We start from the raw sequence: 17,006 nt of genomic DNA on the forward strand, positions 1-17,006 counted from the left end.
ATAAAGTAACTAAAGATGCTCTTCAGGCTGCAAAAGTAACAGATTCCGTGCAGAATGCCCGCCGAATGTGTTAGATTTGCACGGCGTTTTTGATAGTATTGAATTATATGAAGGTTCACAGGGACTTAGACCACTTACCGGAATTCCGAAATGCCGTTATCACAATAGGCACTTTCGACGGAGTACATGCAGGCCATCGCTTCATTATCCAGCAACTGGAGCAGGCTGCCAATGATTGTGGCGGGGAAACCGTGATCGTTACCTTCGACCCGCATCCCCGGGAGGTATTGTTGCCCAGCCCGAATAATATCCGATTACTGACTACTTTACCCGAAAAAATAGCCTTACTGGAACGAGCCGGTATCGACCACCTCGTAGTGGTACCTTTTACCAAAGCATTTTCAGAAATGCCAGCCCGTAGTTACCTGGAAGACTTTCTGGTAGCACGTTTCAAGCCACATACCATTATCATTGGCTATGATCACCGTTTTGGTCATAACCGGGAAGGCGGACTGGAATTGCTGGAAGCAGAGCAACAGCAGTATGGGTTTAAGCTCATAGAAATTCCGCAGCAGGTAGTTCATGACCTCACGGTAAGCTCCACTAAAATCCGTAAAAGCCTGCAGGAAGGCGGTTGTAGTCTGGCCAACGAATTACTCGGCTATACCTACTTTTTAACCGGCACCGTAGTGCATGGCGACAAAATGGGTCGGCAGCTGGGATATCCCACCGCCAATCTGCATTTAAGCGACGAAAGAAAACTGATTCCTGCTGAAGGTATTTATGCCGTTCGTGTAGGATTAACCGGCCACCCGGAACTGTTACCAGCCGTGATGAGCATCGGTTTCCGTCCTACTTTCAATGGCACGGATCTTCGACTGGAAGTACATCTTTTTGATTTTAAAGAAGATTTGTACGGACAGGAACTCACCGTGTACTTCGTAGCGTATATCCGTTCCAATCTGAAATTTGATAACGTAGATGCGCTGATCGTGCAGATGGATAAGGATTCTGCACAGGCGAAAGATATATTGGCGAAAGAAGGTTAAAACTCTTCTCCCAGCAATTCTATTTTCTCTTTCACCGGCTTCCATAAAGTGTAGCCAATTTTTATCAGGTAAATAGATCCGGCAAACATTAGTAACTCGCTCAACCAATAGCCGAGCACCCAGCCACGCATAAACTCCGGACTACCCGCAGATACACCGGGCCCGTTTAATCCATTGACAATAATAGCTATCGTCAGTACTACACCTAAAACAAGGTAAAGAATGGCCAGTGATTTTCTTTTTTCCGGCGACAGAGGATTTTTACGGGCTAATATGCCCGATTTCTGCATTTCCTTAAACAGGCGGTAACCAAATCGCAACAAGAGAAAAGCCGGCCCTAAGCAAAGAAGAAACGCTATTATGGTCCCTACCCATTCGCCTACACCCTCCAGTTCAGAAAGAGTGCCCAATGAAAGGACGGAGATTACGCTGATGATAATAATGACACCCGTCAACATACAAAAAAAGGCCAGGAGATACTTCAGTACAGCATAGGTTCGTTGCATAATAAATAATTACAATGCAATAATAGCCTTTTAATGCATCACCTTATACATCAGTTCCTTCATTAATTCTCCATCTTCCACCCCACTATCGTTAATGCCTATACTCCGCAGGTTATATTGATGCAATAACAGGATCGCTTTTTCGGTGCCTTCGGGGCCATACTGTCTGGCGGCGCTCATGTAATCTTTTACAAAGAAGGGGTGTACACCCAGTGCAGCGGCTACGTCCTTCTCTGCTCCTTTTACGCTGAAAATGAGGTTCACTTTCGCGAAGAAGTTATAGAGGGCGGGCAAAGTCATTTGCATGGGAGCGGCTTTGGGATTGGCCGCAAAGTAGGTGATGATCTTAAATACTTTAGCGGTATTTTTTTGTCCGAGAGCATTCTGCAATTCAAATACGTTGTATTCTTTACTGATCCCTACATACTTTTCAATATCGCCTTCATCAATCTTTTTCTGAGCGGGCAGGTTGACCAGCAGTTTATCTATCTCGTTGGCAATACGGGAAAGATCATTACCAATATGATCTACCAGCAGGATGGCTGCTTTTTGTGAGATGGCCAGACCGCGACTGCTTACATAGGATTCTACCCAGGCAGGCAGCTGGTTATCATATAATTTTTTGGTAGACAGGAGTACGCCTTTGTCTTTAATGAGTTTGGCCATTTTACTCCGGCCATCGATTTTGCCTTGTTTGTGCGCTACCACGAACACGGTAGAAGACAATGGGTTATCGATATAGGTTTCCAGTTTGAGCAGGTCGCGCATGGCCTGTGCTTCTTTGAGCAGCACTACCTGTCTTTCTGCAAACATCGGGTATCGGCGGCAGGCGTTGATCACGGTGCTCCAGTCGGTATCTTTTCCGTACAATACGGTGAGGTTGAATCCTCTTTCGGATTCCGGCAGCAATTCGTGCTCCGCATAGCTGGTCACCTGGTCTATAAAAAAGTCTTCCTCTCCTTCCAGCCAGTATAGCGACTTAAATTTCTGTTGTTTCCAATCCCTGATGATATCCTGGTAATCCATTGCTTTAGCTTTTAGCTTTTAGCCATTAGTCCATAGCGGATTTGTTGGCCTAAAGGTTATAAGACTTTTATTTTACGATAACGATGTCTTCCTGATGGAGTGCCGGCAAACGTTTAAACTTCAGCAGTAGCTGCGCCACTGCCAGCACGTCTTTCTGGCAATAGGCGGCAATGCGTTCCAGGTCTTTTTCTTCCCAGTATACTTTAGCGACCATACTACCGTCTATATCGTCTTTAGGCGTATCGATGCCCATAACGGCCGTCAGGAGTTTCAGGGAGATATAATGTTTAAAGTCCCCGAAGCGCCACAGATGCAGGGTATCGAGCATGGGAATTTCCCAGGGTTTGAAGCCATGCAGCTGTAAAGGCTGGGGCAAAGATAATTGATGGATAACAGACCTCCTGCAAATAAAAGGAATATCAAATTCTTTAATGTTATGTCCGGCGAACTGAAACCGGGGATGTTTCGCATAGAATTTATTAATTAATTCTAAAAAACCAGCTAGTACAACTGATTCATCATCATTATAAAACGATTTCAGCCGTAAAGTATAACGGTTATTTTCCAGGCTGAAGAAGCCGGCCGAAATACACACGATTTTTCCGAATTCAGCGTAGATGCCAGCCCTGTCAGCGTATGCTGAATCTTCATTTCCGGAAACTGGCGCAGTTTTTGCAATTTTGTCCCGCCAGAGCCGTTGCATATCGTCAGATAATTGTTCCAAGGCAGGAGCAGCCGGAGTTGTCTCTATGTCCAACAGTAATAATTGATCTAACGCAATATTTGGGAGCACGATTGAAAAACTGTTTTATATCTGTTATAAAATAAGAATATTATAAGTACTTTTGAATGACAATTTTTAACCATATAACAATTAAACATAAAACTCACAACTATGACGGAGAACACATTTAACACCCCTGCGCCGGGCTCACCCGGACCAGAAAAACCACGTAGCCGCAATGGTCTAATTTACGGTATTTTAATTGCAGCATTAGCCGGTACCTGGATATATATGTTATACGACAAGAACAAAACCAGTGATCAAATCGTACAAAAAAACACGCAGATAGATTCTATCTCTTCTTCCCGTGATGCACTACAACAGGAATATAATGCAGCCAATGCCCGTTTGGATGATCTGATTTCACAGAACACCCGGATGGATAGTCTTGTTAAAACAAAAGATAAGGAAATACAGGATATGAAGGCCAGGATCTCCAGCATCCTGTCCAACAAAAATGCTACACAGGCGCAGCTGGCAGAAGCCCGTCGTTTGATTGAGCAGCTGAAAACCAATATTGAAGGCTACCAGCAAACAATTGAGCGTCTGGAAGGTGAAAAGATTGTACTTGCAGGAGAAAGGGATGTAGCGCGTAAAGAACGCGATTCTGTATCTACTGTTAAAGACAGTCTGAATAAGAAAGTGGACCTGGGTTCTGTATTGCATGCTTCCAACATTAAACTGCTACCTATCCGTGTTAAACACAATGGCAAAGAAGTGGAAACCAGCAAAGCAAAACGTGCAGATATGATGCGTGTAACATTCGACCTGGATGATAACCGTATTGCTCCCACCGGCGACAAAGAAATCTTTGTAGCGATTACTGCCCCTGATGGCGCGCCATTAGCGGTTGAAGCGCTGGGTTCCGGTCGTTTCACCCTGGAAGATGGTACTGAAAAGTTATATACTGCGAAGAAAACAGTGGCTTATGTAACTGGTCAGAAACAAACTGTTAGCATGGATTGGAAACAGAATTCTGATTTCAAACCAGGTGATTATGCCGTAGAAATATATCATAACGGCTTTAGAATAGGCCAGGGAAAAGTAACCCTGAAAAAAGGTGGATTGTTTTAGAGCGTAAAGCGAAAAGCATAAAGCGAAAAGCTATTAAGGCGAATGATCTAAGCGGAAATTAATATCCGCTCTGGTCATTCGCCTTAATAGCTTTTTGCTTTATCCCTTATGCTTTAGGCTTAATCTTGGTGTTTTTTTCACTTATCTGATTTGTTAATGATTAGTTATTGACAAAAAGATATATATAAAAATAAAATTAAATTAACGTTCTTTGCTACCACAATTAAAGATAGCCGGAGGCCACTGTGTTCCCAGACCAATGCTTGAGAAGAAGAATGTGACAGGCAAATTATGATGCCCTAATAAACCCGTGTTTACAGTAATAGACGATTGATTTCAGTAACTTGTTATACCCTGAAGTCAAGGATCTATTTTGGGGTAAAACGGTATCAACGCTATGCGATTCTTCCTTAACCATCGTTTTTGAGCGCGCCCTTTTGTTATTAACGGATAAGATAAGAAGCCCAATTAAAACCGAAGCATGGAAGACATGAGTAAAATAGTGTACGTTGTAGATGATGATGAGATTTTTCATTTCATTATCAAAAAAATGTTGGGGCAGCAAAGTAATCACCTGGTAGTTACCTCCTTCCTTTGCGCAGAAGAGGCTCTGGAACAGCTTTCCAGCAATCCTCAGCCTACATTACCCGCGCTTATTATTCTTGATATGAATATGCAGCGGATGAATGGATGGGATTTTATTGAAGCCTACAGAGGGCTAAAAACATCGCTCAAAAATACCATTCCGATTATCATGTGCTCCTCTTCCGTGGATGTGAGGGACATGCAAAAAGTACAGCATACACCGGAATTGATGGCTTATATCACCAAGCCACTTGATAAAAATAAACTGAAAGTAATAGAAGAATATCTCTAAGAGCTGAAAGCATAAGGCATAAAGCAAAAAGCTATTGAGGCGAATGACATGAGCGAATATAATTTTCCGCTTAGATCATTCGCCTCAATAGCTTTTTGCTTTATGCCTTATGCTTTCAGCTTACGCTAATACCGGGCTACCATACATCTCTTCACGCAGTGCTTTCACACGCTCATCTGCCAGATACTCATCAAAGGTCATCAGTCTGTCGATAATACCTTTAGGCGTCAGTTCTATAATACGGGTGGCTACGGATTGCATAAAGGTATGGTCATGTGTAGTGAATAACACCACGCCTTTATAGTTGATCATGCTTTCGTTGAAAGACTGGATAGATTCCAGATCCAGGTGGTTGGTAGGCTCATCGAGTACCAATACGTTAGGATCCTGCAGCATCATGCGGCTGGTCATGCAACGTACTTTTTCACCACCGCTTAATACGGAAGTTTTCTTCATGATCTCATCTCCACCAAATAACATTTTACCCAGGAAACCACGCAGGAATGGCTCATCCACATCTGTAACGTGTGGTGGCACATACTGACGCAACCAATCCATCAGGTTCAGGTCTTTATTGGTAAAGAACTCCGCATTATCATTGGGCAGGTAAGCACTGGTAACGGTGGTACCCCACTCAAATTTACCGCTGTCTGCCTGCGCTTCGTTATTAATGATCTGGAAGAAAGTAGTGAGGGCCAGGTGATCTTTAGACAGGAATGCAATTTTATCGCCCTTGTTAACGGAGAACGTTACATCTGTAAAGAGTTTGCGACCATCTACCAGTTTTTCCAGTTTTTCTACGTTCAGGATCTGGTTACCTACTTCGCGCTGTTGCTTGAAGATAATACCCGGATACTTACGGTTAGAAGGTTGAATATCTTCCACCACCAGTTTTTCCAAAGCTTTCTTACGGGAAGTAGCCTGTTTACTTTTGGAAGCGTTGGCACTGAATCGGGCGATAAAGTCCATGAGGTCTTTACGCTTATCTTCCATTTTCTTGTTCTTATCCGAAATCTGGCGGGCCATCAACTGGGATGATTCGTACCAGAAGGTATAGTTACCACTGAAGATCTGGATCTTGGCGCGATCCACATCCGCCACATGCGTACATACAGCATCGAGGAAGTGACGATCATGCGATACAACGATCACAATATTCTGATAGTCGGCCAGGAAGTTCTCCAGCCAGCCAATCGTTTCCACATCCAGGTCATTCGTAGGCTCATCCAGCAACAGGATGTCCGGATTACCAAACAGGGCCTGTGCCAGCAAAACACGCACCTTCAGACTACCGGCAATATCTTTCATCAGTGAACCTTGTACTTCTTCTTTTACACCCAGATCGCTCAGCAGCACACCTGCATCACTTTCTGCGGTGTAACCACCCATTTCACCATATTCCGCTTCCAGTTCACCGGCACGCATACCATCTTCTTCGGTAAAATCTTCTTTGGCATAAATAGCATCTCTTTCCTGCGCTATTTTCCAAAGCTTGCTGTTACCCATTAATACGGCATTCAGTACTGTAACCTCATCAAATCCAAAGTGATTCTGCGAGAGAACGCTCATGCGCTCACCCGGAGTGATCTCCACAGTACCTTTATTCGGTTCTATTTCACCGGACAATATCTTCAGGAAAGTAGATTTCCCTGCTCCATTGGCCCCAATCACACCATAACAGTTCCCTTTTGTGAAATTGAGGTTTACTTCGTCAAACAATACTCTCTTACCAAAAGAGAGCGTTACGTTTTTAACACTGATCATGCTGGCTATGTAAATTTTGAAGCTGCAAAGGTACTGATTTTATGCCGGCTTTCCAAGGAGACGCAGCGTTTAACATATCAATAAACCCGTATGGATAATTGTATTCATAGCAAAAATTTATATATTTATTTTTATTTACACGACGGTACGTAAGCGAATCACAAACTATTGGCCATGTCATTGATAATGAAACAACTGTTTTTCAAAATTGTATATCCTTCTATGCGTATCTTTAGCGCATAAAAAAATAATACAGGATGACAGCATATAACCAGATATTTGAAAACAACAGGGTTTGGGTAGCTTCGAAATTAGCCACAGATGCGGAATTTTTCGACAAGATGGCCGACTCTCAGAAACCAGACTATCTGTATATTGGTTGCAGCGACAGTCGTGTTCCCACCAATGAAATCATGGGACTGGAAGCAGGTGAAGTATTTGTTCACCGTAACATTGCCAATCTCGTTCCCAACACCGATCTCAATGTAATGGGCGTTATTAATTATGCGGTGGTCCATCTGGAAGTAAAACATATCATTGTTTGCGGACACTATAACTGCGGTGGCGTGAAATCTGCCATGCAGGCAAAAGACCTCGGTATCCTGAATCCCTGGCTGCGCAACATCCGCGATGTTTACCGTCTTCATATGGATGAATTAAACGCGATAACGGATGAGCATACACGTTATAACCGGCTGGTGGAACTTAATACACAGGAACAATGTATTAACGTTATCAAAACTGCCGCCGTACAAAAATCATATGTAGCGAAAGGTTATCCTACCGTACATGGCTGGGTATACGACCTGAAAAACGGTATGCTGAAAGACCTGGAAATTGATTTTGAAGGCGTACTGCATGAAATCCAGAAAATTTATGACTTAACAGGCTCCGGTCTGATGCAAAAAGATGGCGAATAATCATGGGACCTATCGGCGTGTTTGATTCCGGCTACGGCGGATTAACCGTACTGAAAGAAATAGTCAGAGAGCTGCCGGCATATGACTATATCTACCTGGGCGACAATGCCCGCGCACCTTATGGTAATCGCGGCTTTGATACCATTCACGCCTATACGCTGGAATGTGTACAAAAATTATTCGACCTCGGTTGCCCGCTGGTCATTATTGCCTGCAATACCGCCTCTGCTAAAGCACTCCGTACTATTCAGCAAAAAGACCTGCCCCGCATAGCACCGGATAACCGCGTACTCGGCGTGATACGACCTACCTCCGAAATGGTAGGTACCATCACGCAAACCGGAGAAGTAGGCATTCTGGCTACCAATGGCACGGTATCTTCTGAATCTTATCCACTGGAAATTCATAAATTTTTTCCGCATGTAAAAACTTATCAGCTGGCCTGCCCAATGTGGGTGCCGCTGATTGAAAACAATGAACACGAAAGTGATGGCGCGGATTATTTTGTGAAAGAATATCTCGAGAAAATTTTATCTGAATCTTCAGACATCGACACGCTGGTATTGGGTTGTACCCACTATCCTCTGCTGGTGAAAAAAATAAAACAGTTTTTGCCCGGTGGTATTACCGTATTATCTCAGGGAAAAATTGTAGCACATAGTCTGAAAGACTATCTGAAGCGTCATCCCGAGATGGAGAGCAGGTTGAGTAAACAACAGCAACAACAATTTTACACCACAGATGATCCTCCTATTTTTGATAAAATGGCGGAGATCTTTTTTGGGAAAAAAGTAACGTCAAAAAAGATGCTGACGAAGTAAGTAAAGCCCGCGAATTTTTGTCTTTGTCCAGGATTATACTGATTTAGATGATTTTCCGGATTATATTTTTGATTAAAAAAGATTAGGTAAGATGAAGGCGAATCCGCTTTCATCTTACCTAATCTTTTTTAATCTTACAAAATCATAAAAAAAATCCGGAAAATCATCTAAATCAGTATAATCCTGGACAAAGACAAAAATTCGCGGGCTTTATCTCTCTACTTCCCCTCCAATTTCAGCAGAAACGAATAATCCAATGCGACTTCATGCAACGCCTTGAACCTTCCGGAAGCGCCGCCATGGCCCGCATCCATATTGGTATGCAGTAGTAATAAGTTGTGATCCGTTTTCAGCTCTCTTAACTTGGCTACCCATTTTGCCGGTTCCCAGTATTGCACCTGTGAATCATGTAAGCCGGTAGTGACCAGCATATTCGGATAGGCCTTAGCCGTTACATTATCATAAGGAGAATACGATTTCATATAATCGTACGCGTCTTTATTTTTTGGATTGCCCCACTCATCAAATTCGCCGGTTGTTAATGGAATCGTTTCATCCAGCATGGTAGTCACTACATCCACAAAAGGTACCTGTGCTACCAGGCCATGAAACAGCTGCGGCTGCATATTGGCCACTGCACCGATCAATAAACCGCCGGCACTGCCGCCCATGGCATATAAATGCGCCGTGTCAGTATAATGTTGCTGTATCAGGTAATTCGCGCAGGCGATGAAGTCAGTGAAAGTATTTTTCTTTTTAAACATCTTACCATCTTCATACCATTGCCGGCCCATTTCCTGGCCACCACGAATATGTGCGATGGCAAACGCGAAACCACGATCCAGCAAGCTTAACAGGTCGGAATCAAAAGTAGCATCCATACTGTGCCCGTAGGAACCGTATCCATATAGCAGCAACGGGCTTTTTCCATTCTTCTCAAATGTTTTCTTATACACAACAGATACCGGAATCTTAGTCCCATCGGAGGCAGTAGCAAAGAGTCTTTCAGAGGCATAATCTTTAGGATCGTAACCGCCGAGTACTTCCTGCTGCCGCTTCAATTCACTTTTGCCTGTTTCCAGGTTATAGTCATATACCGAATTAGGCGTGATCATGGAGGTATAGTTATACCGCAACTCCTTGCTGTCCATCTCCGGGTTAGCCCCTACGGAAGCGGTGTAGGCCGCCTCTGAGAAAGACAGGTATTTATCGGTATGTGTTTTATCATTGATCACGCGGATCAGTGTTAAGCCACCTTTCCTTTCTTCCAGTACGGTAAAGTCCTTGAAGAGTTGCAAACCTTCCAGCAACACATCCGGACGATTCGGGATCAGCTCTTTCCAGTTCTGCCGGGAAGTCCTATCCAGCGAGGATTCCATCAAACGGAAGTTGAGTGCATCCCAGTTGGTAACGATATAAAATTTATCATCGCGATGATCGATGCTATACAGCATGTCTTTTTCGCGGGGCTGAAATACACGGAATGCATCATTTGGCTTAGCGGCATCGAGGATGCGGCTTTCAGATGATAACGTACTTTCGCTGTTGATAACGATGTATTTTCCGGACTTGGTTTTTGACACGCTGACATCAAAGGTTTCATCTGCTTCATGATATACTTCCTTGTCTGCCGCGGCTCCCAGCGTATGCCGCATGATCCGGTCTGCGCGAAGCGTAACGGTATCTTTACGGGTATAAAACAGGGTTTTATTATCGCTGGCCCAGGTGCTGGCGGCGGTTGTTTCCGTAATGACGTCCGGAAGCTGCTCGTTTGTTTCCAGGTTTTTAATGTGAATGGTATACCGTCTGCGGCTAACGGTGTCTATACCATAAGCCAGCAAAGTAGCGTCCGGACTCACACTCATGCCGCCTACATGGCAATATTCATGTCCTGCAGCCAGTTCGTTTACGTTGAGTATTACCTGTTCAGTAGCTTCCAGGCTTCCTTTCTTGCGGCAGTATACGGGGTATTCTTTACCTGCTTCAAAACGGGTATAATAATAATATCCGTTTTTGAGATAAGGCACGCTCATGTCGGTTTCTTTGATGCGTGATTTCATCTCATCAAAGAGTTGTGCCCGCAGTTTTTTCTCCGGCGACAGAATTGTGTCCAGGTAAGCATTTTCCGCGTTGAGCCATGCCAGTACTTTGGGGTTTTCGCGGTCATTCATCCAGTAATAATTGTCGATGCGCTTATCACCGTGGATACTGAGTTCTTTAGCTATTTTCTCTGCCACAGGAGGTTTTATATCAGCCTGATCATTCATAGTTTGCTTCTTTTCATTACAAGACAAAAGGACCGTTCCCAAAAGCAACAAAATATTACCCTGGAAGTTCTTCAACATAGGAGATAGTTTTAAATAGTATGGTAAATGTAAACAGATCTACAAATTACGAATTCTCTTTACACTATTTTCATGTTTACCGGGTCCCAGTTTATCAGCTTCTTACTAAAATAACTCTCGTTGGTAAGCAGCGCAGGGCCGGCAGCGCGCAAGCCAAATACGGCATCTTCCACTACGGCTTTGCCGGTACGCATCGATTCAAAGAAGTTGGTGAAGTGTTCCAGTCTGTCGTCGTAGCCTTTAGGGGCGGCGTAAGCACTGGATGTTTCAATCGCATTTCTTTTATCTGCCGGGTATTTGGCGTCGTATTGCTTTACGTAAGCAGCCTGTTGTGCTTTGGTGAAAGTATTATAGGTGTCCCAACCGCCATAGCCGGGCGCTTCGGGCAGTTTATGTTTCTTTATTTTAAAGTCATTCCAGCCCAGTTCCAGTACCCCTTCTGTACCAATGAGACGGGTATATTCACCGCCGCCGCTACCATCAGCGAAGTTAACGCGCAGGGTCATCTGGAAAGAAGGATGTTCCTTTGTTTCCGGATAGTCGAAAATAGCGACTACTGTATCAGGTACATCACGACCATCTTTCCATTGTACCAGGTTGCCGCTGGCATAGATGGAAGTGGGTCCGATGGAGCCGGTAATAAAATGCAGGCCCGAGATCAGGTGAACAAAGAGATCGCCGGGAATACCGGTACCATATGCCTGGTAGTTGCGCCAGCGGAAGAAGCGTACCGGATCAAAAGGTAATTTGGCGGTATCTTTCAGGAAGGTGTCAAAATCTACGGTGGCAGGGGAAGCATCCGGCGGGATGGAATACTGCCAGGCGCCCAATGCGCTGTGGCGGTCCATGCGGGCTTCTACCACGTTCAGTCGTCCTATTTCACCGGCCTGATAACGTTTACGGGCCTCCGCTAATGCGATGCTGCTTACACGCTGGCTACCCACCTGGAATACGGCTTTGGTGCGTTTTTGCGCCGCAATGACCTGGTGACCTTCTGCTATCTGCTGCACCATTGGTTTCTCGCAGTATACCGCCTTACCGGCTTCCATGGCAGCAATGGCAATGGTATCATGCCAGTGATCGGGTGTAGCTACGATGATCGCATCTATATCTTTTCTTTTCAGTAGTTCGCGGTAGTCGCGGGTAGTGTATACCTGTGGCCCAAATACTTCTTTTACACGGGCAAGGTGACCGTCGTACAGATCTGCCGCACCTACGAATTCCACGCCGGGAACTTTTATGGCGGTTTCCACATCACCAAAGCCCATGATGCCCATGCCTACGCAGGCAATGCGTATTTTATCGTTGGGAGAGATTCTTTTTTCGGGTGTTAACAGCTGTACATGTTCGGTTTCCTTCCCCATGGCCGCCAGCTGGCCAATTCCCAGCAGCGCCGCTGTGCTGCCGATGTGTTTAATAAATTTTCTGCGTGATTGTTCTGACATATAGTGTTATTTAAAACAGGTTGCGTGGAAAAAACACATGATAGTAAAAAAAATTAGAAAGCTAAATTCCAAAGGATAAGCGGAGGAGCGAATTTTTGTCTTACTCAGGATTATACTGATTAAGATGATTTTCCGGATTTTTGTTTTTTTGATTTTTTTGATTTTTGGAATTTGGTTTTTCGGGTTTTGATTTTTTGATTTTTTTGGGGGTTGGTTTTAGAAGATAAAAAAGATTAGCGAAGAGCAATGCGGATATCCACATCAATCTTCGCTAATCTTTTTATCTTCTAAAATCAAAAAAGTAAAAATCCGGAAAATCATCTTAATCAGTATAATCCTGAGTAAGACAAAAATTCGCCGCTATTTCTCAGAAGAAAAACCTGCACCAATAAACTCTCTGTTGAGACGAGCGATGTTGGTGAGAGAAATTTCTTTCGGACATTCTGCTTCGCAGGCGCCGGTGTTGGTACAGCTACCAAAACCTTCCTTATCCATTTGTGCCACCATGTTGAGGGCACGGGATTGTTTTTCAGGATGACCCTGCGGCAGCAATGCCAGCTGAGATACTTTAGCAGATACAAACAGCATCGCTGAAGAGTTTTTACAGGCAGCTACGCAAGCACCGCAACCGATACAGGCTGCTGCTGCAAATGCGAGATCTGCATTGGTTTTATCTACCGGCAAACAGTTAGCATCCTGTGCATTACCTGTGTTCACGGAGATATAACCACCTGCTTCAATGATACGGTCAAAAGCGGATCTGTCTACTGTCAGATCTTTTACTACCGGGAATGCACCTGCTCTCCATGGTTCTACCGTGATGGTATCGCCATCTTTGAAAGCGCGCATGTGCAACTGGCAGGTAGTGGTTCCATCCCATGGACCGTGTGCACGGCCATTGATATGCATAGAGCATGCGCCACAAATACCTTCCCGGCAATCATGATCAAATGCTACTGGTTCTTTGCCTTCGTTGATCAGCTCTTCATTCACCACATCAAACATTTCCAGGAAAGACATTTCAGAAGAAATGTTTTTAGCCTGTAATGTTTCAAAATTACCCTGAGCGTTTTTGTTTTTCTGCCTCCACACTTTTAATGTGAGGTTCATGTTATAATGTTCCATATACCTTGGACAATTATTTGATTTATAATCCTGGTCAGCTGTTAAACAGCCGGCCAATAACCATTATTTGTAGCTACGTTGAGTAGGTTTACATTCTACGAATTCCAGTGGTTCTTTATGCAGTTCGTACTGGCCTTCGCCTTTGTATTCCCATGCAGCTACGTACTGGAAGTTAACGTCGTCACGTAATGCTTCACCATCTTCTGTTTGTGACTCTTCGCGGAAGTGACCACCACAGGATTCGCGGCGATTGAGCGCATCCATGCACATTAATTCTCCCAGTTCCAGGAAGTCGGCCACACGACCGGCTTTTTCCAGCTCAGGATTGAATTCATTGGCATCGCCAGGTACACGAACATCTTTCCAGAATTCAGCACGCAGTGCTTTGATTTCCTGGATAGCTTCCTGCAGTCCTTTTTCATTACGCGCCATACCGCATTTGTCCCACATGATCTTACCTAATTTCTTATGGAAGAAGTCAACGGATTTGGTGCCTTTGGCGTTGAAGAATTTATTGATCGTATCTTTTACACTCTTCTCGGCTTCCACGAAAGCAGGATGATCTGTAGAGATAGCCTTGGTACGGATTTCATCTGCCAGGTAGTTACCCACAGTGTAAGGAATCACGAAGTAACCATCGGCCAGTCCCTGCATCAGTGCAGATGCACCAAGACGGTTAGCGCCGTGATCAGAGAAGTTAGCTTCTCCCAAAGAATATAAACCCGGAACGGTAGTACCCAGTTCATAATCCACCCAGAGTCCACCCATAGTATAGTGTACTGCAGGATAGATACGCATTGGTAATTCGTAAGGATTTTCACCGGTGATTTTGGCATACATGTCGAACAGGTTGCCATATTTCTCGGCTACTACTTCTTTACCCAGTTTAATAATTTCTTCTTTGGAAACGTTGCCCAACTGGCGTTTACCTACTTCGATGCTACCATAGCGTTCGATGGCTGCGGCGAAGTCGAGGTATACCGCCTGTTTGGAAGTACCTACGCCATAACCGGCATCGCATCTTTCTTTAGCTGCACGGGAAGCCACGTCACGGGGAACGAGGTTACCGAAGGCAGGATATCTTCTTTCCAGGTAATAATCCCTTTCTTCTTCAGGAATATCGCTGGCTTTACGGGTATCATTTTGTTTTTTAGGCACCCAGATACGACCATCATTACGCAGTGATTCTGACATGAGGGTCAGTTTAGACTGGTGATCGCCCGAAACCGGGATACAGGTAGGGTGGATCTGTGTGAAGCAGGGGTTAGCGAAGTAAGCACCACTCTTGGTAGCTTTCCAAGCAGCGGTTACGTTAGAACCCATGGCGTTGGTAGACAGGTAAAATACGTTACCATAACCACCACTGCAAATCAGTACGGCGTGGCCGAAGTGACGTTCCAGTTCACCGGTAACGAGGTCACGTGCAATGATACCACGTGCTTTCATTTCGCCGGTTTTTTCGTCCTTGATCTTCACAATTTCCAGCATTTCGTGACGATTGTACATCTTCACGTTGCCTAGTGCTACCTGGCGCTCCAGTGCAGAGTAAGCACCGAGGAGCAGCTGCTGACCGGTTTGGCCTGCGGCATAAAATGTACGTTGTACCTGTGTACCACCGAAAGAGCGGTTACTTAACAGTCCACCGTATTCACGTGCAAAGGGAACACCTTGTGCCACGCATTGATCTATAATATTACCGCTCACTTCAGACAAACGATGTACGTTGGCTTCACGGGCGCGGTAGTCACCACCTTTTACTGTGTCGTAGAATAAACGGAAAACAGAGTCACCATCATTCTGATAATTTTTAGCCGCATTGATACCACCCTGGGCAGCAATACTGTGTGCGCGGCGCGGACTATCCTGAAAGCAGAATGCTTTTACTTTATATCCCAACTCACCTAATGAAGCCGCTGCGGAAGCGCCGGCCAAACCGGTACCAATAATGATCACTTCCAGATTGCGCTTATTGGCAGGGTTCACCAATTTGCAATGTCCTTTGTAGTCTTCCCATTTGGAATTTAATGGTCCGGCAGGAATTTTTGCGTCAAACATATATCCTTACTTTACAGAATTATTTGAAATAGATTACAACGGGAATAATGGCAAAACCAATAGGGATTGCTATTCCAAACAGCCAAACACCAATAAAGCTGAGTAAGCCGTTGTATTTTTTATGATTTAAACCAAAGGTCTGACAGGCGCTTTTAAAGCCGTGGATCAGGTGGAAGGATAAACCGATCATACCGATTACATATAATGCAACCAACCAGCCTTGTTTAAAAGTTTCCTGAGATACCAGGTATAGATCCTTTAAAGGTTCTTCCTGACCGGGATAAGTATGGAGCGGCATTTCACCGTAGTGGAATTTTGCCCAGAAGTTAGCCAGGTGAATAATAATAAAGATCAGGAGAATGCTTCCCATGATAGCCATCTGACGGCTAAACCAGGAAGATGTCTGATTACCCGGATTAACGGCGTATTTCACCGGACGGGCTGCTCTGTTACTGAATGTGAGCTTAAGCGCAATGAATGCGTGCAGTATGATCACGATTTTCAGCCCCCAGGCTATAAATTGAATCAGGCTGTTGTGTCCCATGAACGCAGCATATGCGTTAAAGGCTTTGCCCTCGTCGTTGTACAACAACTGGAAATTACCTGCCAGATGTACGATAACAAAACTGCAAAGAAACAAGCCGGTAGCACCTACCAATAACTTCTTACCGATAGAGGTATTAAAGAACTGTGACCACTTCATAAGTAAAAATCTAAGCTTCCTAGTATAAAAAGATGATTGAAATGTCGGGCAAATTTAACGCAGGAAAAATAAAAAAAAATGATATTTATCAGGTTTCACTATGCATAAATTCCAGATAAAATATTTAAAGTATTGATAATCATACATTCACGCATGATATCTTTCATTTTGTAATGAAAATTAATATTATTCTAAACGCTTCAGCATGATGTTATCCACCATATTAAACAGATGTAAAGGCTGATATGTTCGCCATTTATCGTCGTCTAACAGGTGTACGTAGTAATGTAAACGTGATCTTTCAAATTCTTCGCGCGTTTGTACCGGCATGTTCAGACTCACGATCCAGCCGCCATCATCGCGGATATCTTCCCACCATTCTTCGTAATAACAATCATCTGAAGAGTGGAAGTTCATGACATTTTCCGTGATGAGAATAAACTTGGTGATGCCTTGTGCGATGAGGGTATCAATGATATTTCGTTTCATCGTCATGATATCATTGTCTATGG

At 44.2% G+C, this 17,006-nt stretch carries 14 protein-coding genes and 1 pseudogene; 5 read left to right on the top strand and 10 right to left on the bottom strand.

Annotation, left to right across the window (positions count from 1 at the left end; all coding sequences use genetic code 11):
* Positions 1-107: 107 nt before the first annotated feature.
* On the top strand, positions 108-1,049 hold the full coding sequence (locus VIP81_RS10235) for a bifunctional riboflavin kinase/FAD synthetase (RefSeq protein WP_331959437.1): 942 nt from the start codon (positions 108-110) through the stop codon (positions 1,047-1,049).
* Here VIP81_RS10235 and VIP81_RS10240 read toward each other — a convergent pair.
* The 3 genes from VIP81_RS10240 to VIP81_RS10250 all read right to left on the bottom strand — a co-directional run bounded on the left by VIP81_RS10240 (position 1,046) and on the right by VIP81_RS10250 (position 3,374).
* A complete protein-coding gene (locus VIP81_RS10240) occupies positions 1,046-1,555 on the bottom strand; it encodes a hypothetical protein (RefSeq protein ID WP_331959440.1) in 510 nt (169 codons plus the stop codon). The genes VIP81_RS10235 and VIP81_RS10240 overlap by 4 nt on opposite strands.
* 30 nt (positions 1,556-1,585) lie before the next feature.
* Complete coding sequence (gene holA, locus VIP81_RS10245) at positions 1,586-2,581, bottom strand: DNA polymerase III subunit delta (protein WP_133810145.1); 996 nt, start codon at positions 2,579-2,581, stop codon at positions 1,586-1,588.
* A 67-nt stretch (positions 2,582-2,648) separates the two neighbouring features.
* Complete coding sequence (locus tag VIP81_RS10250; RefSeq protein ID WP_331959448.1) at positions 2,649-3,374, bottom strand: ribonuclease H-like domain-containing protein; 726 nt, start codon at positions 3,372-3,374, stop codon at positions 2,649-2,651.
* A gap of 102 nt (positions 3,375-3,476) precedes the next feature.
* Here VIP81_RS10250 and VIP81_RS10255 point away from each other — a divergent pair, with 102 nt between their 5' ends.
* Positions 3,477-4,439 (top strand): hypothetical protein, encoded by a 963-nt coding sequence (locus VIP81_RS10255; protein WP_331959451.1) that lies wholly within the window; start codon positions 3,477-3,479, stop codon positions 4,437-4,439.
* A 490-nt stretch (positions 4,440-4,929) separates the two neighbouring features.
* Positions 4,930-5,316 carry a response regulator gene (locus VIP81_RS10260; protein WP_331959454.1) on the top strand — a complete coding sequence of 129 codons (387 nt, stop codon included), beginning with the start codon at positions 4,930-4,932 and terminating at the stop codon, positions 5,314-5,316.
* Between the two features lie 120 nt (positions 5,317-5,436).
* On the opposite strand, the gene VIP81_RS10265 is transcribed toward VIP81_RS10260, so the two are convergent.
* Positions 5,437-7,080 (bottom strand): ABC-F family ATP-binding cassette domain-containing protein, encoded by a 1,644-nt coding sequence (locus VIP81_RS10265; RefSeq protein ID WP_331959457.1) that lies wholly within the window; start codon positions 7,078-7,080, stop codon positions 5,437-5,439.
* 257 nt (positions 7,081-7,337) lie between these two features.
* Between VIP81_RS10265 and VIP81_RS10270 the strand changes: the two genes are divergently transcribed.
* Together VIP81_RS10270 and murI are read left to right on the top strand one after the other, a co-directional pair.
* Positions 7,338-8,000, top strand: a complete 663-nt coding sequence (locus VIP81_RS10270; protein ID WP_331959459.1) for a carbonic anhydrase — start codon at positions 7,338-7,340, stop codon at positions 7,998-8,000.
* A 2-nt stretch (positions 8,001-8,002) separates the two neighbouring features.
* The gene (gene murI / locus VIP81_RS10275; RefSeq protein WP_331959462.1) at positions 8,003-8,821 is read left to right on the top strand and encodes a glutamate racemase; all 819 of its coding nucleotides are present in this window, start codon (positions 8,003-8,005) and stop codon (positions 8,819-8,821) included.
* Between the two features lie 218 nt (positions 8,822-9,039).
* Here the strand turns inward: murI and VIP81_RS10280 are convergent, their stop codons facing one another.
* The 6 genes and pseudogenes from VIP81_RS10280 to VIP81_RS10305 form a co-directional block, all read right to left on the bottom strand.
* Entirely contained in the window at positions 9,040-11,088 is a 2,049-nt protein-coding gene (locus tag VIP81_RS10280) for a S9 family peptidase (RefSeq protein WP_331959465.1), read from the bottom strand.
* A gap of 137 nt (positions 11,089-11,225) precedes the next feature.
* Positions 11,226-12,611, bottom strand: coding sequence for a Gfo/Idh/MocA family oxidoreductase (locus tag VIP81_RS10285; RefSeq protein ID WP_331959468.1), 1,386 nt, complete (start codon positions 12,609-12,611; stop codon positions 11,226-11,228).
* A gap of 360 nt (positions 12,612-12,971) precedes the next feature.
* A complete protein-coding gene (locus VIP81_RS10290; protein WP_331959471.1) occupies positions 12,972-13,736 on the bottom strand; it encodes a succinate dehydrogenase/fumarate reductase iron-sulfur subunit in 765 nt (254 codons plus the stop codon).
* A 63-nt stretch (positions 13,737-13,799) separates the two neighbouring features.
* Entirely contained in the window at positions 13,800-15,791 is a 1,992-nt protein-coding gene (locus VIP81_RS10295; RefSeq protein WP_331959474.1) for a fumarate reductase/succinate dehydrogenase flavoprotein subunit, read from the bottom strand.
* 19 nt (positions 15,792-15,810) lie between these two features.
* Entirely contained in the window at positions 15,811-16,494 is a 684-nt protein-coding gene (locus VIP81_RS10300) for a succinate dehydrogenase cytochrome b subunit (RefSeq protein WP_331959477.1), read from the bottom strand.
* A gap of 186 nt (positions 16,495-16,680) precedes the next feature.
* Positions 16,681-17,006 (bottom strand): annotated as a pseudogene (locus VIP81_RS10305) (hypothetical protein); the annotation flags it as partial.

The sequence above is a fragment of the Chitinophaga sp. genome, assembly GCF_036566945.1.
GTDB lineage: Bacteria > Bacteroidota > Bacteroidia > Chitinophagales > Chitinophagaceae > Chitinophaga.

Bases quoted from the DNA above. Each gene is read 5' to 3' on its own strand.
- VIP81_RS10270 (WP_331959459.1), top strand. From the start codon at position 7,338: ATGACAGCATATAACCAGATATTTGAAAACAACAGGGTTTGGGTAGCT.
- VIP81_RS10300 (WP_331959477.1), bottom strand. From the start codon at position 16,494: ATGAAGTGGTCACAGTTCTTTAATACCTCTATCGGTAAGAAGTTATTG.
- VIP81_RS10290 (WP_331959471.1), bottom strand. From the start codon at position 13,736: ATGGAACATTATAACATGAACCTCACATTAAAAGTGTGGAGGCAGAAA.
- murI (WP_331959462.1), top strand. From the start codon at position 8,003: ATGGGACCTATCGGCGTGTTTGATTCCGGCTACGGCGGATTAACCGTA.
- holA (WP_133810145.1), bottom strand. From the start codon at position 2,581: ATGGATTACCAGGATATCATCAGGGATTGGAAACAACAGAAATTTAAG.
- VIP81_RS10265 (WP_331959457.1), bottom strand. From the start codon at position 7,080: ATGATCAGTGTTAAAAACGTAACGCTCTCTTTTGGTAAGAGAGTATTG.
- VIP81_RS10260 (WP_331959454.1), top strand. From the start codon at position 4,930: ATGAGTAAAATAGTGTACGTTGTAGATGATGATGAGATTTTTCATTTC.
- VIP81_RS10255 (WP_331959451.1), top strand. From the start codon at position 3,477: ATGACGGAGAACACATTTAACACCCCTGCGCCGGGCTCACCCGGACCA.
- VIP81_RS10280 (WP_331959465.1), bottom strand. From the start codon at position 11,088: ATGAATGATCAGGCTGATATAAAACCTCCTGTGGCAGAGAAAATAGCT.
- VIP81_RS10240 (WP_331959440.1), bottom strand. From the start codon at position 1,555: ATGCAACGAACCTATGCTGTACTGAAGTATCTCCTGGCCTTTTTTTGT.
- VIP81_RS10235 (WP_331959437.1), top strand. From the start codon at position 108: ATGAAGGTTCACAGGGACTTAGACCACTTACCGGAATTCCGAAATGCC.
- VIP81_RS10295 (WP_331959474.1), bottom strand. From the start codon at position 15,791: ATGTTTGACGCAAAAATTCCTGCCGGACCATTAAATTCCAAATGGGAA.
- VIP81_RS10285 (WP_331959468.1), bottom strand. From the start codon at position 12,611: ATGTCAGAACAATCACGCAGAAAATTTATTAAACACATCGGCAGCACA.